This is a genomic window from Pseudomonas sp. Tof1, assembly GCF_055390395.1.
This window is the reverse complement of sequence record NZ_AP024344.1, coordinates 6273272-6300000: the sequence shown is the minus strand read 5'-3', so window position 1 is coordinate 6300000 and position 26729 is coordinate 6273272. Positions and strand designations below refer to the sequence as shown.

The window sequence follows — 26729 nt, the reverse complement described above, 5'->3', positions numbered from 1 at the left end:
GTACTTCTGGTTATTGCGATGGAGGGACGGAGAAGGCTAGGCCAGCTTGGCGTTGGTTGTCCAAGTTTAAGGTGGTAGGCTGAGATCTTAGGTAAATCCGGGATCTTAAGGCCGAGAGCTGATGACGAGTGTCCTTTAGGACGCGAAGTGGTTGATGCCATGCTTCCAAGAAAAGCTTCTAAGCTTCAGATAACCAGGAACCGTACCCCAAACCGACACAGGTGGTTAGGTAGAGAATACCAAGGCGCTTGAGAGAACTCGGGTGAAGGAACTAGGCAAAATGGCACCGTAACTTCGGGAGAAGGTGCGCCGGTGAGGGTGAAGGACTTGCTCCGTAAGCCCATGCCGGTCGAAGATACCAGGCCGCTGCGACTGTTTATTAAAAACACAGCACTCTGCAAACACGAAAGTGGACGTATAGGGTGTGACGCCTGCCCGGTGCCGGAAGGTTAATTGATGGGGTTAGCGAAAGCGAAGCTCTTGATCGAAGCCCCGGTAAACGGCGGCCGTAACTATAACGGTCCTAAGGTAGCGAAATTCCTTGTCGGGTAAGTTCCGACCTGCACGAATGGCGTAACGATGGCGGCGCTGTCTCCACCCGAGACTCAGTGAAATTGAAATCGCTGTGAAGATGCAGTGTATCCGCGGCTAGACGGAAAGACCCCGTGAACCTTTACTATAGCTTTGCACTGGACTTTGAATTTGCTTGTGTAGGATAGGTGGGAGGCTTTGAAGCGTGAACGCCAGTTTGCGTGGAGCCATTCTTGAAATACCACCCTGGCAACTTTGAGGTTCTAACTCAGGTCCGTTATCCGGATCGAGGACAGTGTATGGTGGGTAGTTTGACTGGGGCGGTCTCCTCCTAAAGAGTAACGGAGGAGTACGAAGGTGCGCTCAGACCGGTCGGAAATCGGTCGCAGAGTATAAAGGCAAAAGCGCGCTTGACTGCGAGACAGACACGTCGAGCAGGTACGAAAGTAGGTCTTAGTGATCCGGTGGTTCTGTATGGAAGGGCCATCGCTCAACGGATAAAAGGTACTCCGGGGATAACAGGCTGATACCGCCCAAGAGTTCATATCGACGGCGGTGTTTGGCACCTCGATGTCGGCTCATCACATCCTGGGGCTGAAGCCGGTCCCAAGGGTATGGCTGTTCGCCATTTAAAGTGGTACGCGAGCTGGGTTTAGAACGTCGTGAGACAGTTCGGTCCCTATCTGCCGTGGACGTTTGAGATTTGAGAGGGGCTGCTCCTAGTACGAGAGGACCGGAGTGGACGAACCTCTGGTGTTCCGGTTGTCACGCCAGTGGCATTGCCGGGTAGCTATGTTCGGAAAAGATAACCGCTGAAAGCATCTAAGCGGGAAACTTGCCTCAAGATGAGATCTCACTGGAACCTTGAGTTCCCTGAAGGGCCGTCGAAGACTACGACGTTGATAGGTGGGGTGTGTAAGCGCTGTGAGGCGTTGAGCTAACCCATACTAATTGCCCGTGAGGCTTGACCATATAACACCCAAGCAATTTGCGTCGAATGAGCAGATTGCGGTATATGAAGACGAAGTGAACCGAAAGTTTGCCACGCACAAAACACCAAAGACTGTCACATACCCGATTCGCTGGAGCGTTGTCCAAGCAACGAGCCGGCTACCGAATTTCTTGACGACCATAGAGCATTGGAACCACCTGATCCCATCCCGAACTCAGAAGTGAAACGATGCATCGCCGATGGTAGTGTGGGGTTTCCCCATGTGAGAGTAGGTCATCGTCAAGATTAAATTCCAAAACCCCTATCTGCGCAGGCAGGTAGGGGTTTTGTCTTTTCTGCGCCCTGAATCGCTTCGCCAGCCTGCCCCTATTTTCCTCTTTCTCTTGTTGTCGTATCTGTCCTGATGCCCATGTTTTCTATGCAATGAACCAGCTCATGGCTATCATGCGTGCCTCATTGTGAGGCGAGATCTGCATGCTGACCTTGTTAAAACTCCTGAAAGACGGCCGGTTTCATTCCGGGAGGCACTTGGGGCCGCGTTGGGCGTCAGTCGCAGTGCCGTCTGGAAGCAGCTTCAGCAACTGGAGGCCGAGCTCGGGCTGTCGATCCACAAGGTTCGTGGCCGCGGCTACCAGTTGGCTTCTCCCCTGATCCTGCTCGATGAGCAGGCGATCGTCGCCGCCGGGTCTTCTTCCCTCTGGCCTGTACGCCTCTACGATTCCATTGATTCGACCAATGCCGAGGCGCTACGGCTGGTCGAGCAGGGTGTTCCTGCGCCGTTCATCGTTGTCGCCGAGCGGCAGACCTCCGGTCGCGGTCGCCGCGGGCGCCAATGGGTCAGTCCATTCGCGGAGAACATCTATTACAGCCTGCTGCTCCGGATCGATGGCGGCATGCGCCAGCTGGAAGGCCTGAGTCTTGTGGTGGGGCTGGCAGTCCTACACGCCCTGCGTGAGCACGGGCTTGCGGAAGTAGGGCTGAAGTGGCCAAACGACGTCCTGGTTGGGCGCAAGAAGATTGCCGGTATCCTGTTGGAGTTGGTCGGTGATCCGGCGGATGTCTGCCACGTGGTGCTGGGTATCGGTATCAACGTCAATATGCAGGTCGCCGAGTCGATCGATCAGCCATGGACGTCCGTGCGTGCTGAGATGGGGCGCACGTTGGATCGCAATCAACTGGTGTCTTCCCTGAGTAAAAAGCTCCAGGAATACCTGGAGCTGCATCGTGAGGCGGGTTTTGCCGCCATACAGGCGGAGTGGGAGCGCAATCACCTCTGGCAGGGGCGGGAGGTCTCCCTGGTCGCCGGCGTCAACAGCATCAATGGCATCGTGCTGGGGATTGACCAGCAGGGTGCGCTACGCCTGAGGGTTGATGGGGTCGAGAAGGTCTTCAGTGGTGGCGAGCTCAGCCTGAGGTTGCGTGATGATTCTTGAGCTCGATTGCGGTAACAGCTTCATCAAGTGGCGCATTATCCGGACGAGTTGCCGGGACGTAGTGGCCGGCGGTGTTGTCGACTCCGACCTGGCGTTGCTGCAGCGCCTGCGCGAAGAGCCCGGGTTGACCCTGGCCTGGTGTCGCCTGGTCAGCGTGCGTACCGAAGAGGAGACCCGGCGCCTGGTTGCGGCGCTTGCCGATGCCTTCGATGTCGAAGTGGCGTGCGCACGACCTGCCGAAGAGATGGCGGGGGTGCGCAATGGTTACAGAGAGCACGAGCGGCTGGGTCTCGATCGCTGGCTGGCGATGCTGGGTGCCTTCCGGCTAGCCGGCGGGCCGTGCCTGGTGCTGGATCTCGGTACTGCGGTCACGGCCGATTTCATTGCCGCGGATGGTTCGCATCTCGGAGGCTTCATTTGTCCCGGAATGCAGTTGATGCGCAACCAGCTGCGTACTCATACTCGACGGATTCGCTACGACGATGTGGCGGCCGAACGTGCGCTGACCAGTCTGGTTCCCGGGCGGGAGACCGTCGAGGCGGTCGAGCGTGGCTGTCTGCTGATGTTGCGCGGATTTATCCTGACTCAGTTGCAGCAGGCTCGGGAGTACTGGGGGGAGGAATTCAAGGTGTTCCTCACGGGCGGTGACGCGGCCCTGATTCACGAGATGGTGCCTGGCGCCCGTTGGGTTCCGGACCTGGTATTTGTCGGCCTGGCGATAGCCTGCCCGTTGAGTTGAGGTCTCTATGCGTTGGTTGTTTCTGCTGTTGTTGGTGCTCAATGGTGTCTATTACGTCTGGCACCAGCAGGAGGCTCCCCTGAAGGCGAAGGAGGTAGCCCCTCTGTCGCTCTACCGCAGTGCCCACCAGGACATCCAGCTGCTGAGCGAGTCGGATAACGCGGGCGCTCGTAAAACAGCGGCAAGGGATCAGGAAAACGAGTCCGAATGTCTGTACCTGGGTGGCGTGCAGCGCCAGGAGGTCGCCCAGTCGATTCTGCAGCGTCTGCAAGGCATGGATATCAAGGCGCGCGTGCAGCGCGTGAATGTTCCCGATTCCTCTGGATACTGGGTCCGTGTCGCGCCCGAGAGCCGGCGTTTGCTGGATGATGCGCAGCTGCAGAATCTTGCTAAGGAATTCAATGAGTTAAAACATAAAATAATGTTGTGCGAGGGTATTGCAGGTGTCGAATAGTTTGCATAGAATGGCGCCCGCTCCGCAGCGAAGACCTCTTGAGGGATTAGCAACGAAGCAGCGTCAATGCAACTAACCTCATAATTTTAAATGAGAAATTGCTTGACAGAGGTTCGGCATGATGTAGAATGCGCCTCACATTGGAGGGGTTCCCGAGCGGCCAAAGGGATCAGACTGTAAATCTGACGTCTCAGACTTCGAAGGTTCGAATCCTTCTCCCTCCACCATAATTTCAGCGGAAGCAGCAGGCTCCGCGGGTATAGTTTAGTGGTAGAACCTCAGCCTTCCAAGCTGATGATGCGGGTTCGATTCCCGCTACCCGCTCCAAGTTTTGCTGGTTTTGCAAAGTGTTTCGCTCTTGTAGCTCAGTTGGTAGAGCACACCCTTGGTAAGGGTGAGGTCAGCGGTTCAAATCCGCTCAAGAGCTCCATACAGACAAGGCGGATATGCAAATATCCGCCTTTGTTTTAAGTGGTTGTAGTTGTTGCAATGTCTCTGTCTGGTCGGCATAATGGTCGGCCTGATTCAAGTTTTAGGTCAGTAGCTCAATTGGCAGAGCGACGGTCTCCAAAACCGTAGGTTGGGGGTTCGATTCCCTCCTGACCTGCCAGATTCACTCGATGTGTCTGGCTTTCTTTTCACAGGATCCTGTAGATGACCTCCAACACTGAAGCCCAAGGCTCTCGCTTAGATCTTCTCAAGTGGCTCGTCGTAGTCGCTCTGGTGGTGGTTGGGGTTGTCGGCAATCAGTACTATGCTGGTTCGCCGGTCCTGTACCGTGTACTCGCTCTGCTTGTCATTGCTGCTGTTGCTGCCTATGTGGGCCTGCAGACCGCCAAGGGCAAGTCGTTCTTCGTACTGGTCAAGGAAGCCCGCACCGAGATCCGTAAAGTCGTATGGCCGACTCGCCAGGAAACCACTCAGACCACTCTGATTGTAGTGGCTGTTGTTCTGGTTATGGCGCTGTTGCTGTGGGGTCTCGACTCCCTGCTCGGCTGGATTGTTTCCTTGATTGTTGGCTAAGGGTGTCCCGTGGCTAAGCGTTGGTACGTTGTGCATGCTTACTCCGGTTACGAGAAGCATGTCATGCGCTCGTTGATCGAGCGAGTAAAGCTGGCAGGCATGGAAGATGGCTTCGGCGAAATTCTGGTCCCTACTGAAGAAGTAGTGGAAATGCGTAATGGCCAGAAGCGCAAGAGCGAGCGCAAGTTCTTCCCTGGCTACGTCCTGGTACAGATGGACATGAACGAGGGTACTTGGCACTTGGTCAAGGATACTCCTCGGGTAATGGGTTTCATCGGCGGTACTGCCGACAAGCCTGCGCCGATCACCGACAAAGAGGCCGAGGCCATTCTGCGTCGTGTCGCTGACGGCAGCGACAAGCCGAAACCGAAGACTCTGTTCGAGCCGGGCGAAGTGGTACGTGTTACCGACGGTCCGTTCGCAGATTTCAACGGTACGGTCGAAGAGGTCAACTACGAAAAGAGCCGGATCCAGGTCGCAGTGCTCATTTTCGGTCGCTCTACTCCGGTGGAGCTGGAGTTCAGCCAGGTCGAGAAGGTCTAGCTGGGCAAGCATCCCAACCCCACCGTCTTAGGCTGTGGGGTTTTGTCGTCACTGGGATAAAACGCAAGTCATCCGGGGAGCCAGCTGGCGTTCGTACCCGATTTTGGAGTAGCTCATGGCTAAGAAGATTCAGGCTTACATCAAGCTGCAAGTTAAGGCCGGCCAGGCCAACCCAAGCCCACCCGTTGGTCCAGCACTGGGTCAACACGGTGTGAACATCATGGAATTCTGCAAGGCTTTCAACGCCCGTACCCAGGGTCAGGAAGCGGGTCTGCCGACTCCAGTGATCATCACTGTCTACAGTGACCGCAGCTTCACTTTCGAAACCAAGTCCACCCCGGCTTCGGTTCTGCTGAAAAAGGCCGCCGGCCTGACCAGCGGTTCCGCTCGTCCGAACACCGTTAAGGTTGGCACCGTTACCCGTGCTCAGCTGGAAGAGATCGCGAAAACCAAAAACGCTGATCTGACTGCAGCTGACCTGGATGCAGCCGTGCGTACCATCGCCGGTTCTGCTCGTAGCATGGGCCTTAACGTGGAGGGTGTGTAATGGCTAAGCTGACCAAGCGCCAAAAGGCTATTGCCGGCAAAATCGAAGCAGGCAAGGCCTACAGCTTTGTAGACGCCGCTGCTCTGCTGACCGAGCTGTCGACTGTCAAGTTCAGCGAGTCCTTTGACGTTGCTGTAAACCTGGGCGTTGACCCACGTAAATCCGACCAGGTCGTACGTAGCGCTACCGTGCTGCCACACGGCACTGGCAAAACCGTTCGCGTTGCCGTGTTCACCCAGGGCCCAGCTGCTGAAGCTGCTCTGGCTGCCGGCGCCGACCGCGTTGGTATGGACGACCTGGCTGCCGAAATGAAAGGCGGCGACCTGAACTACGACGTAGTCATTGCTTCCCCGGATGCAATGCGCGTTGTAGGTCAGCTGGGTCAGGTTCTGGGTCCACGTGGCCTGATGCCTAACCCGAAAGTCGGTACCGTAACTCCTGACGTCGCTTCCGCCGTCAAGAACGCCAAGGCCGGTCAGGTTCGCTACCGCACCGACAAGAACGGTATCATTCACACTTCCGTTGGCAAGATCGGCTTCGACGCCGTCAAGCTGAAGGAAAACGTTGAAGCCCTGATCGCTGACCTGAAGCGTATCAAGCCGGCTTCCGCGAAAGGTATCTACGTCAAGCGCGTTACCCTGAGCACCACCATGGGCCCAGGTCTGGTCATCGACCAAAGCTCGCTCGACGCGTAAGACACGCGTGGGTGCAAGCGATTGCACCCATTGAAAAATTGGGGTCCCTGCCTGGCGGGGGCTATCCAAGACCGTAGGCGGCGCAAGCCTTAAACCTCAAGCCTACGCAGATGGTGCTCCCGGTTCCTTACCGAATCAGACACCAAAACGACATCAGGCTCTGGCCTGGTGAAACGGTAACAAGCAGGAGTTAAACCCGTGGCAATTAATCTCGAAGACAAGAAGGCCATCGTCGCTGAAGTCAACGAGGCTGCCAAAGTCGCTCTGTCCGCTGTCGTGGCTGATGCCCGTGGCGTAACAGTAGGCGCAATGACCGGACTCCGTAAAGAGGCTCGTGAAGCTGGCGTATACGTACGTGTCGTACGTAACACCCTGCTCAAGCGCGCCGTTGCCGACACTCAATACAGTGTCCTCAACGACGTGTTCACCGGCCCGACCCTGATCGCGTTCTCCAACGAACATCCGGGCGCTGCTGCCCGTATCTTCAAAGAGTTCGCCAAGGGTCAGGACAAGTTCGAGATCAAGGCAGCTGCGTTCGAGGGCAAGTTCCTCGCAGCCAATCAGATCGACGTACTGGCAACTCTGCCGACCCGCGACGAAGCAATCGCACAGCTGATGAGCGTGATCCAAGGCGCTACCAGCAAGCTGGCTCGTACTCTGGCGGCAATTCGCGACCAGAAGGAAGCTGCTGCAGCCTGAGGCTGAGCGTTTCATCTCTCGCGTATTTTTGTTTATTTCGATGGCCTTGCAGGCTGTCCCCCAATTCAGGAATTGAGTCATGTCTCTGACTAACGAACAAATCATCGAAGCGATCGGCCAGAAATCCGTAGTGGAAATCGTTGAGCTGATCAAAGCGATGGAAGAAACCTTCGGCGTTACCGCTGCTGCCGCTGTTGCCGCTGGCCCAGCTGTTGCTGCCGCTGCTGCTGAAGAGCAAACCGAGTTCAATGTTGTCCTGGTTGAAGCTGGCGACAAGAAAGTCAACGTCATCAAGGCTGTTCGTGAACTGACCGGTCTGGGCCTGAAAGAAGCCAAAGAGAAAGTTGACGGCGCTCCTCAGGTCGTTGCTGAAGGCGTTTCGAAAGAAGCTGCTGAAGACGCCAAGAAGAAGCTGGAAGAAGCAGGCGCCAAAGTCGAGCTCAAGTAAGCTCAGACCTTGCGTCTCCGGCCCAAGCGTTAAGCGAAAGGCTGATGGCTGGTGGCTTTTGCCACCGGCCTTTTTCCGTTATTGGCGGCCGGCTCGGCCGGCGCCTCTAACGTGCTTCACCCACCCGAGGCGGTGGCGCAGACCAAGGGGTCTGCAAGATTTTCTGGCTGCTCCCGTCGGGAGAGGCCAAACAAGCAGGTGACCAAGCTGGGGAACGCTGATGGCTTACTCATATACTGAGAAAAAACGTATCCGCAAGGACTTTAGCAAGTTGCCGGACGTCATGGACGTACCGTACCTCCTGGCTATCCAGCTGGATTCGTATCGCGAATTCTTGCAGGCGGGCGCGACCAAGGACCAGTTCCGTGACGTCGGTCTGCATGCGGCCTTCAAATCCGTTTTCCCGATCATCAGCTACTCCGGCAACGCTGCTCTGGAGTACGTTGGCTATCGTTTGGGCGAACCGGCCTTTGACGTCAAGGAATGCGTATTGCGCGGTGTGACCTACGCGGTTCCGCTGCGGGTGAAAGTGCGCCTGATCATTTTCGACAAAGAATCGTCGAACAAAGCGATCAAGGACATCAAAGAGCAAGAAGTCTACATGGGTGAAATCCCCCTGATGACTGAGAACGGTACCTTCGTTATCAACGGTACCGAGCGCGTAATCGTTTCCCAGCTGCACCGTTCCCCGGGCGTGTTCTTCGACCACGACCGCGGCAAGACGCACAGCTCCGGCAAACTGCTGTACTCGGCTCGTATCATTCCTTACCGCGGTTCGTGGCTGGACTTCGAGTTCGACCCGAAAGACTGCGTGTTCGTCCGTATCGACCGTCGTCGCAAGCTGCCAGCTTCCGTGCTGCTGCGCGCGCTGGGCTACAGCACCGAAGAAGTCCTCGACGCCTTCTACACCACCAACGTATTCCACGTTAAGGGCGAGAGCCTGAGCCTGGAGCTGGTGCCTCAGCGCCTGCGTGGTGAGATCGCTGTCCTCGACATCCAGGATGGCAACGGCAAGGTTATTGTCGAGCAGGGCCGTCGTATCACCGCTCGTCACATCAACCAGCTGGAAAAAGCCGGTGTCAAAGAGCTGGAAGTACCGCTGGACTACGTCATCGGCCGTACTACCGCCAAGGCTATCGTGCACCCGGCCACCGGTGAAATCCTGGCTGAATGCAACACCGAGCTGAGCACCGAGCTGCTGGCCAAGATGGCCAAGGCCCAGGTCGTTCGCATCGAAACGTTGTACACCAACGATATCGACTGCGGTCCGTTCATCTCCGATACCCTGAAGATCGACTCCACCAGCAACCAACTGGAAGCGCTGGTCGAGATCTATCGCATGATGCGTCCTGGCGAGCCGCCAACCAAGGATGCCGCCGAGACCCTGTTCAACAACCTGTTCTTCAGCGCCGAGCGTTACGACCTGTCCGCCGTCGGCCGGATGAAGTTCAACCGTCGTATCGGTCGTACCGAGATCGAAGGTTCGGGCGTGCTGTGCAAGGAAGATATCGTCGAGGTTCTCAAGACCCTGGTCGACATCCGTAACGGCAAGGGCATCGTCGACGACATCGACCACCTGGGTAACCGTCGCGTCCGCTGCGTCGGCGAGATGGCCGAGAACCAGTTCCGCGTTGGCCTGGTGCGTGTAGAGCGCGCGGTCAAGGAACGCCTGTCGATGGCCGAAAGCGAAGGCCTGATGCCGCAGGACCTGATCAACGCCAAGCCAGTGGCTGCGGCGGTGAAGGAGTTCTTCGGTTCCAGCCAGCTGTCGCAGTTCATGGACCAGAACAACCCGCTCTCCGAGATCACCCACAAGCGCCGTGTTTCCGCACTCGGCCCAGGTGGTCTGACCCGTGAGCGCGCGGGCTTCGAAGTTCGTGACGTACACCCGACCCACTACGGTCGCGTATGCCCGATCGAAACCCCTGAAGGTCCGAACATCGGTCTGATCAACTCCCTGGCGGCCTATGCCCGCACCAACCAGTACGGCTTCCTGGAAAGCCCGTACCGTGTGGTGAAAGAGGGTGTGGTCACCGACGACATCGTGTTCCTGTCCGCCATCGAGGAAGCCGATCACGTGATCGCGCAGGCTTCGGCGACCATGAACGAGCAGAAAGTGCTGGTCGATGAGCTGGTAGCCGTTCGTCACCTGAACGAATTCACCGTCAAGGCGCCGGAAGACGTCACCCTGATGGACGTTTCGCCGAAGCAGGTCGTTTCGGTCGCTGCGTCGCTGATTCCGTTCCTCGAGCACGACGACGCCAACCGTGCGTTGATGGGTTCGAACATGCAGCGTCAGGCCGTACCTACCCTGCGTGCCGACAAGCCGCTGGTCGGTACCGGCATGGAGCGCAACGTGGCCCGTGACTCCGGCGTGTGCGTCGTGGCTCGTCGTGGCGGCGTGATCGACTCCGTCGATGCCAGCCGTATCGTGGTTCGTGTTGCCGATGACGAAGTCGAACCAGGCGAAGCCGGTGTCGACATCTACAACCTGACCAAATACACCCGCTCGAACCAGAACACCTGCATCAACCAGCGTCCGCTGGTGAGCAAGGGTGATCGCGTTCAGCGCAGCGACATCATGGCCGACGGTCCGTCCACCGACATGGGTGAACTGGCCCTGGGCCAGAACATGCGCATCGCCTTCATGGCGTGGAACGGCTTCAACTTCGAAGACTCCATCTGCCTGTCGGAACGCGTTGTTCAGGAAGACCGCTTCACCACGATCCACATCCAGGAACTGACCTGTGTGGCCCGTGACACCAAGCTCGGCCCAGAAGAAATCACCGCGGACATCCCGAACGTGGGTGAGGCTGCGCTGAACAAGCTGGACGAGGCCGGTATCGTCTACGTCGGCGCCGAAGTCGGCCCGGGCGACATTCTGGTGGGCAAGGTCACTCCGAAAGGCGAGACCCAGCTGACTCCGGAAGAAAAACTGCTGCGCGCGATCTTCGGTGAGAAGGCCAGCGACGTTAAGGACACCTCCCTGCGCGTGCCGACCGGCACCAAGGGTACCGTCATCGACGTACAGGTCTTCACCCGTGATGGCGTCGAGCGTGACAGCCGTGCCCTGTCCATCGAGAAGAGCCAGCTCGACGAGATCCGCAAGGACCTCAACGAGGAGTTCCGTATCGTTGAAGGCGCGACCTTCGAACGTCTGCGTTCCGCTCTGGTCGGTCACACCGTCGAAGGCGGCGCTGGCCTGAAGAAAGGCCAGGAGATCACCAACGAGGTTCTCGACGGTCTCGAGCACGGCCAGTGGTTCAAGCTGCGCATGACCGAAGACGCTCTGAACGAGCAGCTCGAAAAGGCTCAGGCCTACATCGTCGATCGCCGCCGTCTGCTGGACGACAAGTTCGAAGACAAGAAGCGCAAGCTGCAGCAGGGCGATGACCTGGCTCCGGGCGTACTGAAGATCGTCAAGGTCTACCTGGCAATCCGTCGTCGCATCCAGCCGGGCGACAAGATGGCCGGTCGTCACGGTAACAAGGGTGTGGTCTCCGTGATCATGCCGGTCGAAGACATGCCGCACGACGCCAACGGTACTCCGGTCGACGTGGTTCTCAACCCGCTGGGCGTACCTTCGCGTATGAACGTCGGTCAGATCCTCGAAACCCACCTGGGCCTCGCGGCCAAGGGCCTGGGCGAGAAGATCAACCGCATGCTCGAAGAGCAGCGCAAGGTCGCTGACCTGCGCAAGTTCCTGCACGAGATCTACAACGAGATCGGCGGTCGCAACGAAGAGCTGGACAGCTTCTCCGACCAGGAAATCCTGGACCTGGCGAAGAACCTCAAGGGCGGCGTACCTATGGCCACCCCGGTGTTCGACGGTGCCAAGGAAGTTGAAATCAAGGCCATGCTGAAACTGGCTGACCTGCCAGAAAGCGGCCAGATGCAGCTATTCGACGGCCGTACCGGCAACAAGTTCGAGCGTCCGGTTACCGTTGGCTACATGTACATGCTCAAACTGAACCACTTGGTAGACGACAAGATGCACGCTCGTTCTACCGGTTCGTACAGCCTGGTTACCCAGCAGCCGCTGGGTGGTAAGGCGCAGTTCGGTGGTCAGCGTTTCGGGGAGATGGAGGTCTGGGCACTGGAAGCATACGGTGCTGCCTACACTCTGCAGGAAATGCTCACAGTGAAGTCGGACGATGTGAACGGTCGGACCAAGATGTACAAGAACATCGTGGACGGCGATCACCGTATGGAGCCGGGCATGCCCGAGTCCTTCAACGTGTTGATCAAGGAAATTCGTTCCCTCGGCATCGATATCGATCTGGAAACCGAATAACACGTGACGCGATCGAGAGCGGGGCTGTATCAGCCCGCTCTCTGCTCCGCCAGGAGGAAAGGCCTTGAAAGACCTACTGAATTTGCTGAAAAACCAGGGTCAAGTCGAAGAGTTCGACGCCATCCGTATCGGATTGGCCTCGCCTGAGATGATCCGTTCGTGGTCGTTCGGTGAAGTTAAAAAGCCGGAAACCATCAACTACCGTACGTTCAAACCTGAGCGTGACGGCCTGTTCTGCGCCAAGATCTTTGGCCCGGTCAAGGATTACGAGTGCCTGTGCGGTAAGTACAAGCGCTTGAAACATCGTGGCGTGATCTGCGAGAAGTGCGGCGTGGAAGTCGCTCTGGCCAAGGTTCGTCGTGAGCGCATGGCGCACATCGAACTGGCTTCGCCGGTTGCCCACATCTGGTTCCTGAAGTCCCTGCCGTCCCGTATCGGCCTGCTGATGGACATGACCCTGCGTGATATCGAGCGCGTTCTCTATTTCGAGAGCTATGTCGTTATCGACCCGGGCATGACCACCCTGGAAAAAGGCCAACTGCTGAACGACGAGCAGTACTTCGAAGCCCTCGAAGAGTTCGGTGACGACTTCGACGCCCGCATGGGTGCCGAGGCTGTCCGCGAGCTGCTGCACGCGATCGACCTGGAGCACGAGATTGGCCGTCTGCGCGAAGAGATTCCGCAAACCAACTCGGAAACCAAGATCAAGAAGCTGTCCAAGCGTCTGAAGTTGATGGAGGCCTTCCAGGGCTCCGGCAACCTGCCAGAGTGGATGGTGTTGACCGTTCTGCCGGTTCTGCCGCCAGACCTGCGTCCACTGGTGCCACTGGATGGCGGTCGCTTCGCGACTTCCGACCTCAACGATCTGTATCGTCGGGTGATCAACCGTAACAACCGTCTCAAGCGCCTGCTGGATCTGTCCGCGCCTGACATCATCGTGCGCAACGAAAAGCGCATGCTGCAGGAAGCCGTTGACGCCCTGCTGGACAACGGTCGTCGCGGTCGCGCCATCACCGGTTCGAACAAGCGTCCTCTGAAATCCCTGGCCGACATGATCAAGGGTAAACAGGGTCGTTTCCGTCAGAACCTGCTCGGCAAGCGCGTTGACTACTCCGGCCGTTCGGTAATTACCGTAGGTCCGACCCTGCGTCTGCACCAGTGCGGTCTGCCGAAGAAGATGGCCCTCGAACTGTTCAAGCCGTTCATTTTCGGCAAGCTGGAAATGCGTGGTCTGGCGACCACCATCAAGGCTGCCAAGAAGATGGTCGAGCGCGAACTGCCAGAGGTCTGGGACGTTCTCGCCGAAGTGATTCGCGAACACCCCGTACTGCTCAACCGTGCACCGACCCTTCACCGTCTGGGTATCCAGGCCTTTGAACCGGTACTGATCGAAGGTAAGGCTATCCAGCTGCACCCTCTGGTCTGTGCTGCGTACAACGCCGACTTCGACGGTGACCAGATGGCCGTGCACGTGCCGCTGACGCTGGAAGCCCAGCTGGAAGCGCGCGCGCTGATGATGTCGACCAACAACATCCTGTCGCCAGCCAACGGTGAGCCAATCATCGTTCCGTCGCAGGACGTGGTACTGGGTCTGTACTACATGACCCGTGAAGCGATCAACGCCAAGGGCGAAGGTCGCGTGTTCGCCGACCTGCAGGAAGTCGACCGCGTATTCCGCGCCGGCGAAGCCGCGCTGCACGCCAAGATCAAGGTCCGTATCACCGAAACCGTGAACGACCGTGACGGCAACAGCGTCCAGAACACCCGTATCGTCGACACCACTGTCGGCCGTGCGCTGCTGTTCCAGGTGGTTCCGAAAGGCCTGTCGTTCGACGTCGTCAACCTGCCGATGAAGAAAAAGGCGATCTCCAAGCTGATCAACCAGTGCTATCGCGTGGTGGGTCTGAAAGAGACCGTGATCTTCGCTGACCAGCTGATGTACACCGGTTTTGCCTACTCGACCATCTCCGGCGTTTCCATCGGTGTTAACGACTTCGTTATCCCGGATGAGAAAGCCCGCATCATCGGTGCTGCCACCGACGAAGTGAAGGAGATCGAGAGCCAGTACGCCTCCGGCCTGGTAACCCAGGGCGAGAAGTACAACAAGGTCATCGACTTGTGGTCCAAGGCGAACGACGAAGTTTCCAAGGCGATGATGGCCAACCTCTCGAAAGAAAAGGTTGTCGACCGTCACGGTGAAACCGTCGACCAGGAATCCTTCAACTCGATGTACATGATGGCTGACTCGGGTGCGCGGGGTTCCGCAGCACAGATCCGTCAGCTGGCCGGTATGCGTGGCCTGATGGCCAAGCCGGACGGTTCCATCATCGAAACGCCGATCACGGCGAACTTCCGTGAAGGTCTGAGCGTACTCCAGTACTTCATCTCGACTCACGGTGCTCGTAAGGGTCTGGCGGATACCGCGTTGAAAACCGCGAACTCCGGTTACCTGACTCGTCGTCTGGTTGACGTGGCACAGGACCTGGTCGTGACCGAGGTTGACTGTGGCACCGAGCAGGGCCTGGTCATGACGCCGCACATTGAAGGCGGTGACGTGGTCGAGCCGTTGGGTGAACGCGTTCTGGGTCGAGTGATCGCCCGTGACGTCTTCAAGCCGGGCACCGAGGACGTTATCGTCCCAGCCGGCACCCTGGTTGACGAGAAGTGGGTCGAGTTCATCGAGCTGAACAGCATCGACGAAGTGGTCGTGCGTTCGCCGATCAGTTGCGAAACCCGCTACGGCATCTGCGCCAAGTGCTACGGTCGCGACCTGGCTCGTGGCCACCTGGTGAACATCGGTGAAGCGGTCGGCGTTATCGCTGCCCAGTCCATCGGTGAGCCGGGTACCCAGCTGACCATGCGTACGTTCCACATCGGTGGTGCGGCGAGCCGGACCTCGGCTGCCGACAGCGTCCAGGTGAAGAACGGCGGTACCGTTCGTCTGCACAACCTGAAGCACGTGGAGCGTGTCGACGGTCACCTGGTGGCGGTATCCCGTTCCGGTGAGCTGGCGATTGCCGACGACTTCGGTCGTGAGCGCGAGCGCTACAAGCTGCCGTACGGTGCGGTGATTTCGGTGAAGGAAGGCGACAAGGTCGACGCTGGTGCCATCGTGGCCAAGTGGGACCCGCACACTCACCCGATCGTTACCGAAATGAAAGGTACCGTGACCTACGTGGGCATGGAAGAAGGCATCACGATCAAGCGTCAGACCGACGAATTGACCGGTATGACCAACATTGAAGTACTCGACGTCAAGGATCGTCCTGCAGCCGGTAAGGACATGCGTCCTGCGGTGAAGATGGTCGACGACAACGGCAAGGACCTGTTGCTGCCAGGCACTGACGTTATCGCTCAGTACTTCCTGCCAGCCAACGCCCTGGTCGGTGTGGCGGACGGTGCGCGGATCGCGATCGGTGACGTTATCGCTCGTATTCCGCAGGAAACTTCGAAGACCCGTGACATCACCGGTGGTCTGCCGCGTGTTGCCGACCTGTTCGAAGCCCGTCGTCCGAAAGAGGCGTCGATCCTGGCCGAAGTCAGCGGTACCATCGCGTTCGGTAAAGAGACCAAGGGCAAGCGTCGTCTGGTCATCACTCCGAACGACGGTAGCGATCCGTACGAAGAGCTGATTCCGAAGTGGCGCCACCTGAACGTCTTCGAAGGTGAACAGGTCAACCGCGGCGAAGTTATCTCCGACGGTCCTAGCGATCCGCACGACATCCTGCGTCTGCTGGGTGTGAGCGCGCTGGCCAAGTACATCGTCAACGAGATCCAGGACGTTTACCGCCTGCAAGGCGTGAAGATCAACGACAAGCACATCGAGACGATTCTGCGTCAGATGCTGCGCAAGGTTGAGATCACCGAATCGGGCGACTCCAGCTTCATCAAGGGTGACCAGATGGAACTGACCCAGGTACTCGTGGAAAACGAGCGCCTGGCCACGGAAGACAAGTTCATTTCCAAGTTCACTCGTGTGTTGCTGGGTATCACCAAGGCGTCGTTGTCGACCGAGTCGTTCATCTCCGCGGCCTCCTTCCAGGAGACTACCCGCGTACTGACCGAAGCGGCCGTTACCGGCAAGCGCGACTACCTGCGCGGCCTGAAGGAAAACGTGGTCGTGGGTCGTCTGATCCCGGCCGGTACCGGTCTGGCCTACCACAGCGAGCGCAAGCGTCGCCGTGATCTGGACAAACCGCTGCGCGTAAGCGCCAGTGAAGTGGAAGCTGCACTGACCGAAGCGCTGAACTCGAGCGGTAACTGAGTTCTGCGGTAGTAACAGAGTGAGGCCCTGGTAGCCTCTTCCCGCCTGGCGTGACGTTTTTCGTCACGATGAGCGGGGAGAGGAGGCCGGGGCCTCGTCTTGACTGGGGACAAGATCCTCTTTAGACTCTTGTACCCCTAAATTTGGCGGGGATCCGTTCCTGTCATTTTGCTTTCTTGTCGACAATAGCGTCGCAAGACAACAGTGGAGCTAGTAGATGGCAACTATCAACCAGCTGGTACGTCAGCCGCGTAAGCGTATCGTCGAGAAATCCGACGTTCCTGCGCTGCAGAACTGCCCGCAACGTCGTGGCGTGTGCACCCGTGTGTACACCACTACGCCGAAAAAACCTAACTCGGCACTGCGTAAAGTATGCCGTGTGCGTCTGACCAACGGTTTCGAGGTTTCCTCGTACATCGGTGGTGAAGGCCACAACCTGCAAGAGCACAGCGTGGTTCTGATCCGTGGCGGTCGTGTAAAAGACTTGCCAGGTGTTCGTTACCACACCGTTCGCGGCTCTCTGGATACCTCCGGCGTTAAAGGCCGTAACCAGGGTCGTTCGAAGTACGGTACCAAGCGTCCGAAGTAATTGGTCGTTTGCAGTTTCTAATTTTATTGAGTCGATAAGAGTAAGGTCGGGCATGAGCACCCTTGGGTGCGTTGTCCCGAGCTAACCTGAAGACCGTTTGAGGGCTTATCATGCCAAGACGTCGCGTAGCAGCCAAACGTGAGATTCTCGACGATCCTAAGTACGGATCGCAGATTCTCGCCAAGTTCATGAACCACGTAATGGAAAGCGGCAAGAAGGCCGTTGCCGAGCGTATCGTTTACGGTGCTCTGGATACCGTGAAGGCACGCAAGGCCGGTACCGATCCCCTGGAACTCTTCGAAAAAGCACTCGACGCCATCGCTCCGCTGGTCGAAGTGAAGTCGCGCCGCGTTGGTGGTGCTACTTACCAGGTTCCGGTAGAAGTTCGTCCTTCGCGCCGTAATGCTCTGGCAATGCGTTGGTTGGTAGACTTCGCCCGCAAGCGCGGCGAGAAGTCCATGGCTCTGCGTTTGGCTGGCGAACTGCTGGACGCTGCCGAAGGTAAAGGTGCTGCAGTTAAGAAGCGTGAAGACGTGCACCGTATGGCTGAAGCCAACAAGGCTTTCTCGCACTACCGCTTCTAATTTTAGCGTCACTAATTTTGCGAGGGCTTTATGGCTCGTACTACTGCAATCAACCGCTACCGTAACATTGGTATCTGTGCCCACGTTGACGCGGGCAAGACCACCACTACCGAGCGGATCCTGTTCTACACAGGCCTCAGCCACAAGATGGGTGAGGTTCATGACGGCGCTGCGACCACCGACTGGATGGTGCAGGAGCAGGAGCGGGGTATTACCATTACCTCCGCTGCCGTAACCACTTTCTGGAAAGGCTCGCGCGGTCAGTACGATAACTATCGTGTGAACGTGATCGACACCCCCGGCCACGTAGACTTCACCATCGAAGTAGAGCGTTCGCTGCGCGTACTCGACGGCGCTGTCGTTGTGTTCTGCGGTACTTCCGGTGTTGAGCCTCAGTCCGAAACCGTATGGCGTCAGGCCAACAAGTACGGTGTTCCACGTGTTGTCTACGTGAACAAGATGGACCGTGCCGGTGCCAACTTCCTGCGCGTTGTCGGTCAGATCAAGAACCGCCTGGGTCACACCCCGGTTCCTGTTCAGCTGGCGATCGGTTCTGAAGAGAACTTCCAGGGTCAGGTCGACCTGATCAAGATGAAAGCCATCTACTGGAACGATGACGACAAGGGCACCACCTATCGCGAGGAAGAGATTCCTGCCGATATGGTCGAGCTGGCCAACGAGTGGCGCAACAACATGGTCGAGGCAGCTGCCGAGGCCAACGAAGAGCTGATGAACAAGTACCTTGAAGAAGGTGACTTGACCGTCGAAGAGATCAAGGCTGGTCTGCGTGCCCGTACCCTGGCGAGCGAGATCGTTCCTGCGGTCTGCGGCTCCTCGTTCAAGAACAAGGGCGTTCCGCTGGTTCTCGACGCCGTTATCGACTATCTGCCGGCTCCGACCGAGATCCCTGCGATCAAGGGCGTTCATCCGGACAGCACTGACGACAACGAAATCGTCGACGAGCGTCATGCGGACGACAACGAGCCGTTCTCGGCTCTGGCGTTCAAGATCGCTACCGACCCATTCGTGGGTACTCTGACCTTCGTTCGCGTCTACTCCGGCTTCCTGAGCTCCGGTGACTCCGTCATCAACTCGGTAAAAGGCAAGAAAGAACGCGTTGGTCGTATGGTGCAGATGCACGCCAACCAGCGTGACGAAATCAAGGAAGTACGTGCGGGCGACATCGCTGCTCTGATCGGTATGAAGGACGTCACCACCGGTGACACTCTGTGCGATATCGACAAGCCGATCATCCTCGAGCGTATGGACTTCCCTGAGCCGGTAATTTCGGTTGCTGTAGAGCCGAAAACCAAGGCTGACCAGGAGAAGATGGGTATCGCACTGGGCAAGCTGGCCCAGGAAGACCCGTCGTTCCGTGTCAAGACCGACGAAGAAACCGGCCAGACCATTATCTCCGGTATGGGTGAGCTGCACCTGGACATCCTCGTTGACCGCATGAAGCGCGAGTTCAACGTCGAGGCCAACATCGGCAAGCCGCAGGTTTCGTACCGCGAGAAGATCACCGTTGGCTGCGAGATCGAAGGCAAGTTCGTTCGTCAGTCCGGTGGCCGTGGCCAGTTCGGCCATTGCTGGATTCGCTTCGCTCCGGCTGAAGTGGATGAAAAAGGCAATATCACTGAAGGTCTGGTGTTTGCCAACGAGGTCGTCGGTGGTGTGGTTCCTAAGGAATACATCCCGGCTATCCAGAAGGGTATCGAAGAGCAGATGAAGAACGGCGTTGTTGCCGGCTATCCGCTGATCGGCCTGAAGGCTACCGTGTTCGATGGTTCCTACCATGACGTCGACTCTAACGAGATGGCGTTCAAGGTGGCTGCCTCCATGGCGACCAAGCAGCTGCGTGAGAAGGGCAAGGGCGTCGTGCTTGAGCCGATCATGAAGGTTGAAGTAGTAACCCCTGAAGACTACATGGGTGACGTGATGGGTGACCTGAACCGTCGTCGTGGTCTGATCCAGGGTATGGAAGACTCGGTCTCCGGCAAGGTCATCCGCGCTGAAGTGCCGCTGGGTGAAATGTTCGGTTATGCGACCGATGTTCGCTCCATGTCCCAGGGTCGCGCGAGCTACTCCATGGAGTTTTCCAAGTACGCCGAAGCTCCGTCGAACATCGTCGAAGCTCTCGTTAAAAAACAAGGCTAATCCAGCCCTTTAGGCAAGGAGTTAATTGTCGTGGCTAAAGAAAAATTTGATCGTTCCCTACCTCACGTCAACGTTGGCACCATCGGTCACGTTGACCACGGTAAAACCACTCTGACCGCTGCTCTGACTCGCGTTTGCTCCGAAGTTTTCGGTTCCGCAGTCGTTGAATTCGACAAGATCGACAGCGCTCCAGAAGAGAAAGCTCGCGGTATCACCATCAACACCGCGCACGTTGAGTACAACTCGAACATTCGTCACTACGCTCACGTTGACTGCCCAGGTCACGCTGACTACGTGAAGAACATGATCACCGGTGCTGCCCAAATGGACGGCGCGATCCTGGTTTGCTCGGCTGCCGATGGTCCGATGCCACAAACTCGTGAGCACATCCTGCTGTCCCGTCAGGTAGGCGTTCCGTACATCGTGGTCTTCCTGAACAAGGCTGACCTGGTTGACGACGCTGAGCTGCTGGAACTGGTCGAGATGGAAGTTCGCGACCTGCTGAGCACCTACGACTTCCCAGGTGATGACACTCCGATCATCATCGGTTCGGCTCGTATGGCGCTGGAAGGCAAAGACGACAACGAAATGGGTACTACCGCTGTCAAGAAGCTGGTAGAAACTCTGGATGCCTACATCCCTGAGCCAGTTCGTGCTATCGACCAGCCATTCCTGATGCCAATCGAAGACGTGTTCTCGATCTCCGGTCGCGGTACCGTAGTTACCGGTCGTATCGAGCGTGGTATCGTCAAGGTCCAGGACCCACTGGAAATCGTTGGTCTGCGTGACACCACCACCACCACCTGCACCGGTGTTGAAATGTTCCGCAAACTGCTCGACGAAGGTCGTGCTGGCGAGAACTGCGGCGTTCTGCTGCGTGGTACCAAGCGTGACGACGTTGAGCGTGGCCAGGTTCTGGTCAAGCCAGGTTCGGTCAAGCCGCACACCAAGTTCACCGCAGAAGTTTACGTTCTGAGCAAGGAAGAAGGCGGTCGTCACACTCCGTTCTTCAAAGGCTACCGTCCACAGTTCTACTTCCGTACTACTGACGTGACCGGTAACTGCGAACTGCCAGAAGGCGTTGAAATGGTAATGCCAGGTGACAACATCCAGATGACTGTCACTCTGATCAAAACCATCGCAATGGAAGACGGTCTGCGTTTCGCAATCCGCGAAGGCGGCCGTACCGTTGGTGCTGGCGTTGTAGCCAAAATCATCGAGTAAGCTTCTCTTTTGAGATAGCTTCGATGCTTTGAAAAAGCCCCCGCTCAGCGGGGGCTTTTTTATTGGGTTGACACCTTATGGGGGCGTCTATAGAATTGCGCCTCCTTTTAACGGGCGTATTGCGCCCGGTGGGAATAGCAGCCGGAGTCTGAAATCCAATGCAAAATCAGCAAATCCGTATCAGGTTGAAGGCTTTTGACCATCGCCTGATCGACCAATCCACCCAGGAAATCGTGGAAACCGCGAAACGTACTGGTGCTCAAGTGCGTGGTCCAATTCCACTGCCTACTCGTAAAGAGCGGTTCACCGTTCTGGTCTCCCCGCACGTCAACAAAGACGCGCGTGACCAGTACGAGATCCGTACTCACAAGCGCGTCCTGGACATCGTCCAGCCAACGGATAAAACCGTTGACGCTCTTATGAAGCTCGATCTTGCGGCAGGCGTGGAAGTGCAGATCAGCCTCGGCTAAGACTCAGGTCTTGGTCGTGTAACGCTCTGAAATGGGCGGCCATAGCGGGTGAAAGCCCCGTACACTCATGAGGTTTACAACATGACTATTGGTGTAGTCGGTCGTAAATGCGGTATGACCCGTATTTTCACCGAAGAAGGTGTCTCCATTCCGGTCACGGTCATCGAGATCGAGCCGAATCGCGTCACCCAGTTCAAAACTGAAGAAACCGATGGCTACCGTGCAGTGCAAGTCACTGTCGGCGAGCGTCGCGCTTCGCGTGTTACAGCAGCTCAAGCGGGCCACTTCGCCAAGGCGAACGTTGCCGCTGGTCGCACCGTCCTGGAGTTCCGTCTTGAAGAAGGCGAATACAAGGCTGGCGATCTGATCAATGCTGAAATCTTCGCCGCTGGCCAACTGGTTGATGTAACCGGTCAGTCCAAGGGTAAAGGCTTCGCCGGTACGATCAAGCGTTGGAATTTCCGCGGGCAAGATAACACCCACGGTAACTCCGTATCCCACCGCGTTCCAGGCTCTATCGGCCAGTGCCAGACTCCTGGTCGTGTATTCAAGGGCAAGAAAATGTCCGGTCACATGGGCGCTGAGCGCGTGACCGTGCAGTCCCTGGAAGTAGTGCGCGTGGACGCTGAACGCAATCTGTTGTTGGTCAAGGGCGCTGTTCCTGGCGCTACTGGCGGCAACGTGGTTGTACGTCCAGCAGCCAAGGCTCGCGGTTAAGGGGAAGCTGACATGCAATTAAATGTAAATGGCGCTCAAGCGATCGAAGTTTCCGAACTGACATTTGGCGGCGAATTCAACGAGACGCTGGTTCACCAAGCAGTCGTGGCCTACATGGCTGGCGGCCGTCAAGGTAGCAAGCAGCAGAAGACCCGTTCCGACGTTTCCGGTGGCGGCAAGCGCCCATGGCGTCAGAAAGGTACTGGCCGTGCTCGTGCCGGTACTATCCGTAGCCCAATCTGGCGTGGCGGTGGTACCACTTTCGCAGCTCGTCCTCAGGATCACTCCCAGAAGCTGAACAAGAAGATGTATCGCGCAGCCCTGCGCTCCATCCTTGCTGAGCTGGTGCGTACTGATCGTCTGGTCGTTGTTCAGGATTTCGCTGTTGAAACCCCGAAAACCAAAGACCTGCTAAGCAAACTGACTGGCCTGAGCCTGACCGACGTTCTGATCGTGTCTGACGCTGTTGACCAGAACCTGTACCTGGCTGCTCGCAACCTGCCACACGTCGACGTTCGTGACGTGCAGGGTTCCGATCCGGTCAGTCTGATCGCATACGACAAGGTGTTGATCACCGTGTCGGCCGTGAAGAAATTCGAGGAGCTGCTGGGATGAACCAGGAACGCGTATTTAAAGTTCTGCTTGGCCCGCACGTTTCCGAGAAGGCTACGGTTCTGGCAGACAAGAAAGGCCAGTTCGTTTTCAAGGTTGCGACCGACGCAACCAAGCTGGAAATCAAGAAGGCCGTCGAAAGCCTGTTCAGCGTGAAAGTAGAGCGCGTGACTACCCTGAACGTTCTGGGTAAGAGCAAGCGTACCGCTCGCGGTCTGGGCAAGCGTAATGACTGGAAGAAGGCAGTTATCTCCCTTCAGCCAGGCCAAGATCTCGATTTCAGCAGCAGTGCTGAGTAAGGAAGGGGTGCATCATGGCAATCGTTAAATGCAAACCGACTTCCCCTGGCCGCCGTTTTGTGGTCAAGGTGGTCAACCAGGAGCTGCACAAAGGCGCTCCTCACGCACCGCTGCTCGAGAAAAAATCGAAGTCTGGTGGTCGTAACAACAATGGCCGCATCACTACTCGTCACGTAGGTGGTGGTCATAAGCAGCATTACCGTCTGGTCGACTTCCGTCGCAACGACAAAGATGGCATCGCTGCCACTGTCGAGCGTATCGAATACGATCCAAACCGTACTGCTCACATCGCTCTGCTGCTGTACGCAGACGGCGAGCGTCGCTACATCATCGCCCCTAAAGGCGTGAGTGCTGGCGACCAGCTGATCGCAGGCGCTCTGGCTCCAATCAAGCCGGGCAACACCCTGCAGCTGCGCAACATCCCAGTGGGTTCGACCGTACACGGTATCGAACTGAAACCAGGCAAGGGTGCACAGATCGCTCGTTCCGCTGGTGCTTCGGCTCAGCTGATCGCTCGTGAAGGCGTGTACGTTACCCTGCGTCTGCGTTCCGGCGAAATGCGTAAAGTGCTGTCGGAATGCCGTGCAACGCTGGGCGAAGTCTCGAACTCCGAGCACAGCCTGCGTTCCCTGGGTAAAGCCGGTGCCAAACGCTGGCGTGGCGTTCGCCCAACCGTTCGTGGTGTTGCCATGAACCCGGTTGACCACCCACATGGTGGTGGTGAAGGTCGTACCTCCGGTGGTCGTCATCCGGTATCGCCATGGGGCTTCCCGACTAAGGGCGCGAAGACTCGTGGTAATAAGCGTACCGACAACATGATCGTCCGTCGTCGCAAGTAAATAGAGGGATACGACAGTGCCACGTTCTCTGAAAAAAGGTCCTTTTATCGATCTTCACCTACTGAAGAAGATCGAAGTGGCGGCGGAGAAGAACGATCGCAAACCAGTTAAGACCTGGTCGCGCCGTTCCATGATCCTGCCACAAATGGTCGGTCTGACCATCGCTGTGCATAACGGTCGTCAGCATGTCCCAGTTCTGGTGAACGAAGACATGGTCGGTCACAAACTGGGCGAATTTGCCGGCACCCGTACCTATCGTGGTCACGTGGCCGACAAGAAAGCCAAGCGTTAAGGGGTTAGGAAATGGAAGTAGCCGCTAAGTTGTCGGGCGCTCGAATCTCCGCCCAGAAAGCCCGCTTGGTCGCCGACCAGATCCGCGGGAAGAAGGTGGGCGATGCGCTCAACCTGCTGGCTTTCAGCAGTAAGAAAGCCGCCGAGATCATGAAAAAAGTGCTGGAGTCGGCCGTAGCCAACGCCGAGCATAACGAAGGCGCTGACGTTGATGACCTGAAGGTCAGCACCGTTTTCGTCAACGAAGGGCGTTCGCTGAAGCGCATCATGCCACGTGCCAAGGGCCGTGCTGATCGCATCGTCAAGCGGTCTTGCCATATCACTGTCAAGGTTGCTGACAAGTAACGGAGTCGAAGAGATGGGTCAGAAAGTACATCCCATTGGCATTCGCCTGGGAATCGTCAAGGAGCACACCTCCGTCTGGTACGCAGACGGTCGCACTTACGCGGACTATCTGCTTGCAGATCTGAACGTGCGTGAGTACCTCCAGGACAAACTAAAAAGCGCGTCCGTAAGCCGTATCGATATCCATCGTCCGGCCCAAACCGCACGCATCACCATCCACACCGCTCGTCCAGGTATCGTTATCGGGAAGAAAGGTGAAGATGTTGAAAAACTGCGTCAGGACCTGACCAAGCAAATGGGTGTGCCTGTGCACATCAATATCGAAGAGATCCGCAAGCCGGAGCTCGACGGTATGCTGGTTGCGCAGAGCGTAGCTCAGCAGCTGGAGCGTCGCGTCATGTTCCGTCGTGCCATGAAGCGCGCCGTACAGAACGCCATGCGCATTGGTGCCAAGGGCATCAAGATCCAGGTGAGCGGTCGTCTCGGCGGTGCTGAGATCGCACGTACTGAATGGTATCGCGAAGGTCGTGTGCCACTGCACACCCTGCGTGCCGATATCGACTATGCCACCTACGAAGCTCACACCACCTACGGTGTGATCGGTGTCAAGGTTTGGATCTTCAAGGGCGAAGTAATTGGTGGTCGCCAGGAAGAGCTGAAGCCGCAAGCACCAGCGCCTCGTAAAAAAGCTGCCAAGTAAGGGGTACGCCAAATGTTGCAACCAAAGCGTACGAAGTTCCGCAAGCAGATGACCGGCCACAACCGTGGTCTGGCACTGCGCGGTAGCAAAGTCAGCTTCGGCGAGTTCGCGCTGAAGTCTGTTGCTCGCGGTCGTCTCACCGCCCGTCAGATCGAGTCGGCACGTCGTGCCCTGACCCGTCACGTAAAACGTGGCGGCAAGATCTGGATCCGTGTATTCCCGGACAAGCCTATCTCCAAGAAGCCCCTCGAAGTTCGTATGGGTAAAGGTAAGGGTAACGTCGAGTACTGGGTTGCCCAGATTCAGCCAGGCAAGGTCCTGTATGAAATCGAGGGTGTTTCTGAAGAGCTGGCGCGTGAGGCTTTCGCCCTGGCTGCTGCAAAGCTGCCTCTCGCCACCTCCTTTGTTAAACGGACGGTGATGTGATGAAAGCGAATGAACTTCGTGAAAAATCCGCACAGCAGCTGAACGAGCAACTGCTCGGCCTGCTGCGCGACCAGTTCAATCTGCGCATGCAGAAAGCAACTGGCCAGTTGGGGCAGTCTCACCTGCTCTCGCAAGTTAAGCGCGATATCGCTCGTGTGAAAACTGTGCTCAACCAGCAGGCAGGTAAGTGATCATGGCTGAAGCCGAAAAGACCGTCCGTACGCTGACTGGCCGTGTTGTCAGCGACAAAATGGACAAGACCATCACCGTTCTGATCGAGCGTCGCGTCAAGCACCCGATCTACGGTAAATACGTTAAGCGTTCGACTAAGCTGCACGCGCACGACGAAACCAACCAGTGCCACATCGGCGACAAGGTCTCCATCCGTGAGACCCGTCCGCTGGCCAAGACCAAGTCTTGGGCGCTGGTCGAGGTTATCGAACGCGCTGTGGAAGTCTAAGGGCTAGGGGTCGGAGAAATTATATGATTCAGACTCAATCCATGCTCGATGTGGCCGATAACAGCGGCGCTCGTCGCGTTATGTGCATCAAGGTGCTTGGTGGCTCCCATCGTCGTTACGCAGCTATCGGTGACATCATCAAAGTTACCGTGAAGGAAGCAATTCCTCGCGGTAAGGTGAAAAAAGGCCAGGTGATGACTGCTGTTGTAGTCCGCACCCGTCACGGCGTTCGCCGTGCTGATGGCTCGATTATCCGCTTTGATGGCAACGCTGCTGTTCTGCTGAACAACAAGCAAGAGCCGATCGGCACCCGTATCTTTGGGCCAGTGACCCGTGAACTTCGCTCTGAGAAGTTCATGAAGATCGTCTCGCTCGCCCCAGAAGTGCTGTAAGG

26 protein-coding genes, 4 tRNA genes, 2 rRNA genes and 1 pseudogene (1 of these 33 cut by a window edge) are annotated in these 26729 nt (G+C 57.2%); all 33 read left to right on the top strand.

What is annotated here, in order from left to right; genetic code table 11:
• Positions 1 to 1503, top strand: a 23S ribosomal RNA gene (locus ACZ5KU_RS28425) (it extends 1388 nt beyond the left edge of the window).
• A gap of 149 nt (positions 1504 to 1652) precedes the next feature.
• Positions 1653 to 1768 (top strand): 5S ribosomal RNA (gene rrf, locus ACZ5KU_RS28420).
• Between the two features lie 189 nt (positions 1769 to 1957).
• Positions 1958 to 2916 (top strand): annotated as a pseudogene (birA, locus tag ACZ5KU_RS28415) (bifunctional biotin--[acetyl-CoA-carboxylase] ligase/biotin operon repressor BirA).
• Positions 2906 to 3655 carry a pantothenate kinase gene (locus ACZ5KU_RS28410; RefSeq protein WP_464736573.1) on the top strand — a complete coding sequence of 250 codons (750 nt, stop codon included), beginning with the start codon at positions 2906 to 2908 and terminating at the stop codon, positions 3653 to 3655. Before birA ends, ACZ5KU_RS28410 begins: the two are co-directional and overlap by 11 nt.
• Positions 3656 to 3662: 7 nt before the next feature.
• Positions 3663 to 4109: an SPOR domain-containing protein gene (locus tag ACZ5KU_RS28405; RefSeq protein ID WP_054059488.1), complete on the top strand. Its 447-nt coding sequence runs from the start codon at positions 3663 to 3665 to the stop codon at positions 4107 to 4109.
• Between the two features lie 142 nt (positions 4110 to 4251).
• Positions 4252 to 4336: transfer RNA gene (locus ACZ5KU_RS28400), tRNA-Tyr, on the top strand.
• 26 nt (positions 4337 to 4362) lie between these two features.
• Positions 4363 to 4436 (top strand) — tRNA-Gly (locus ACZ5KU_RS28395).
• A gap of 27 nt (positions 4437 to 4463) precedes the next feature.
• A tRNA-Thr gene (locus tag ACZ5KU_RS28390) sits at positions 4464 to 4539 on the top strand.
• Between the two features lie 104 nt (positions 4540 to 4643).
• A tRNA-Trp gene (locus tag ACZ5KU_RS28385) sits at positions 4644 to 4719 on the top strand.
• Positions 4720 to 4763: 44 nt separating this feature from the next.
• On the top strand, positions 4764 to 5132 hold the full coding sequence (gene secE, locus ACZ5KU_RS28380) for a preprotein translocase subunit SecE (protein WP_054059487.1): 369 nt from the start codon (positions 4764 to 4766) through the stop codon (positions 5130 to 5132).
• 9 nt (positions 5133 to 5141) lie between these two features.
• Positions 5142 to 5675: a transcription termination/antitermination protein NusG gene (nusG, locus tag ACZ5KU_RS28375; RefSeq protein ID WP_010443972.1), complete on the top strand. Its 534-nt coding sequence runs from the start codon at positions 5142 to 5144 to the stop codon at positions 5673 to 5675.
• Between the two features lie 115 nt (positions 5676 to 5790).
• Complete coding sequence (rplK, locus tag ACZ5KU_RS28370) at positions 5791 to 6222, top strand: 50S ribosomal protein L11 (RefSeq protein WP_017901523.1); 432 nt, start codon at positions 5791 to 5793, stop codon at positions 6220 to 6222.
• On the top strand, positions 6222 to 6917 hold the full coding sequence (gene rplA, locus ACZ5KU_RS28365; RefSeq protein WP_017901524.1) for a 50S ribosomal protein L1: 696 nt from the start codon (positions 6222 to 6224) through the stop codon (positions 6915 to 6917). Before rplK ends, rplA begins: the two co-directional genes overlap by 1 nt.
• Before the next feature lie 198 nt (positions 6918 to 7115).
• Positions 7116 to 7616 carry a 50S ribosomal protein L10 gene (gene rplJ / locus ACZ5KU_RS28360; protein WP_017901525.1) on the top strand — a complete coding sequence of 167 codons (501 nt, stop codon included), beginning with the start codon at positions 7116 to 7118 and terminating at the stop codon, positions 7614 to 7616.
• Positions 7617 to 7695: 79 nt separating this feature from the next.
• Positions 7696 to 8064 carry a 50S ribosomal protein L7/L12 gene (rplL, locus tag ACZ5KU_RS28355; RefSeq protein ID WP_017901526.1) on the top strand — a complete coding sequence of 123 codons (369 nt, stop codon included), beginning with the start codon at positions 7696 to 7698 and terminating at the stop codon, positions 8062 to 8064.
• A gap of 220 nt (positions 8065 to 8284) precedes the next feature.
• Positions 8285 to 12358 carry a DNA-directed RNA polymerase subunit beta gene (gene rpoB, locus ACZ5KU_RS28350; protein WP_026144791.1) on the top strand — a complete coding sequence of 1358 codons (4074 nt, stop codon included), beginning with the start codon at positions 8285 to 8287 and terminating at the stop codon, positions 12356 to 12358.
• A 64-nt stretch (positions 12359 to 12422) separates the two neighbouring features.
• On the top strand, positions 12423 to 16622 hold the full coding sequence (gene rpoC / locus ACZ5KU_RS28345; protein ID WP_054059486.1) for a DNA-directed RNA polymerase subunit beta': 4200 nt from the start codon (positions 12423 to 12425) through the stop codon (positions 16620 to 16622).
• A gap of 217 nt (positions 16623 to 16839) precedes the next feature.
• Positions 16840 to 17211 (top strand): 30S ribosomal protein S12, encoded by a 372-nt coding sequence (rpsL, locus tag ACZ5KU_RS28340; protein WP_003186084.1) that lies wholly within the window; start codon positions 16840 to 16842, stop codon positions 17209 to 17211.
• A 110-nt stretch (positions 17212 to 17321) separates the two neighbouring features.
• The gene (rpsG, locus tag ACZ5KU_RS28335; RefSeq protein WP_007970418.1) at positions 17322 to 17795 is read left to right on the top strand and encodes a 30S ribosomal protein S7; all 474 of its coding nucleotides are present in this window, start codon (positions 17322 to 17324) and stop codon (positions 17793 to 17795) included.
• Between the two features lie 30 nt (positions 17796 to 17825).
• The gene (gene fusA, locus ACZ5KU_RS28330) at positions 17826 to 19952 is read left to right on the top strand and encodes an elongation factor G (RefSeq protein ID WP_054062548.1); all 2127 of its coding nucleotides are present in this window, start codon (positions 17826 to 17828) and stop codon (positions 19950 to 19952) included.
• 30 nt (positions 19953 to 19982) lie between these two features.
• The gene (gene tuf, locus ACZ5KU_RS28325; protein WP_026144793.1) at positions 19983 to 21176 is read left to right on the top strand and encodes an elongation factor Tu; all 1194 of its coding nucleotides are present in this window, start codon (positions 19983 to 19985) and stop codon (positions 21174 to 21176) included.
• A gap of 158 nt (positions 21177 to 21334) precedes the next feature.
• On the top strand, positions 21335 to 21646 hold the full coding sequence (rpsJ, locus tag ACZ5KU_RS28320) for a 30S ribosomal protein S10 (protein ID WP_003186070.1): 312 nt from the start codon (positions 21335 to 21337) through the stop codon (positions 21644 to 21646).
• Positions 21647 to 21727: 81 nt separating this feature from the next.
• Positions 21728 to 22363, top strand: coding sequence for a 50S ribosomal protein L3 (gene rplC, locus ACZ5KU_RS28315; protein ID WP_010443950.1), 636 nt, complete (start codon positions 21728 to 21730; stop codon positions 22361 to 22363).
• Positions 22364 to 22375: 12 nt separating this feature from the next.
• Positions 22376 to 22978: a 50S ribosomal protein L4 gene (gene rplD, locus ACZ5KU_RS28310; protein WP_017901531.1), complete on the top strand. Its 603-nt coding sequence runs from the start codon at positions 22376 to 22378 to the stop codon at positions 22976 to 22978.
• Positions 22975 to 23274: a 50S ribosomal protein L23 gene (rplW, locus tag ACZ5KU_RS28305; RefSeq protein WP_002555488.1), complete on the top strand. Its 300-nt coding sequence runs from the start codon at positions 22975 to 22977 to the stop codon at positions 23272 to 23274. Before rplD ends, rplW begins: the two co-directional genes overlap by 4 nt.
• Positions 23275 to 23288: 14 nt before the next feature.
• A complete protein-coding gene (gene rplB, locus ACZ5KU_RS28300; RefSeq protein ID WP_017901532.1) occupies positions 23289 to 24113 on the top strand; it encodes a 50S ribosomal protein L2 in 825 nt (274 codons plus the stop codon).
• A 16-nt stretch (positions 24114 to 24129) separates the two neighbouring features.
• Entirely contained in the window at positions 24130 to 24405 is a 276-nt protein-coding gene (gene rpsS, locus ACZ5KU_RS28295; RefSeq protein ID WP_002555486.1) for a 30S ribosomal protein S19, read from the top strand.
• An 11-nt stretch (positions 24406 to 24416) separates the two neighbouring features.
• A complete protein-coding gene (gene rplV, locus ACZ5KU_RS28290) occupies positions 24417 to 24749 on the top strand; it encodes a 50S ribosomal protein L22 (protein WP_003304070.1) in 333 nt (110 codons plus the stop codon).
• A gap of 13 nt (positions 24750 to 24762) precedes the next feature.
• Positions 24763 to 25449, top strand: a complete 687-nt coding sequence (gene rpsC / locus ACZ5KU_RS28285) for a 30S ribosomal protein S3 (protein ID WP_007924192.1) — start codon at positions 24763 to 24765, stop codon at positions 25447 to 25449.
• Positions 25450 to 25461: 12 nt separating this feature from the next.
• The gene (gene rplP / locus ACZ5KU_RS28280; protein ID WP_003228729.1) at positions 25462 to 25875 is read left to right on the top strand and encodes a 50S ribosomal protein L16; all 414 of its coding nucleotides are present in this window, start codon (positions 25462 to 25464) and stop codon (positions 25873 to 25875) included.
• Positions 25875 to 26066: a 50S ribosomal protein L29 gene (gene rpmC / locus ACZ5KU_RS28275; RefSeq protein ID WP_002555481.1), complete on the top strand. Its 192-nt coding sequence runs from the start codon at positions 25875 to 25877 to the stop codon at positions 26064 to 26066. Before rplP ends, rpmC begins: the two co-directional genes overlap by 1 nt.
• 2 nt (positions 26067 to 26068) lie before the next feature.
• Complete coding sequence (rpsQ, locus tag ACZ5KU_RS28270) at positions 26069 to 26335, top strand: 30S ribosomal protein S17 (RefSeq protein WP_026144794.1); 267 nt, start codon at positions 26069 to 26071, stop codon at positions 26333 to 26335.
• A 23-nt stretch (positions 26336 to 26358) separates the two neighbouring features.
• Entirely contained in the window at positions 26359 to 26727 is a 369-nt protein-coding gene (gene rplN, locus ACZ5KU_RS28265; RefSeq protein ID WP_009397502.1) for a 50S ribosomal protein L14, read from the top strand.
• The last annotated feature ends 2 nt before the right edge of the window (positions 26728 to 26729 follow it).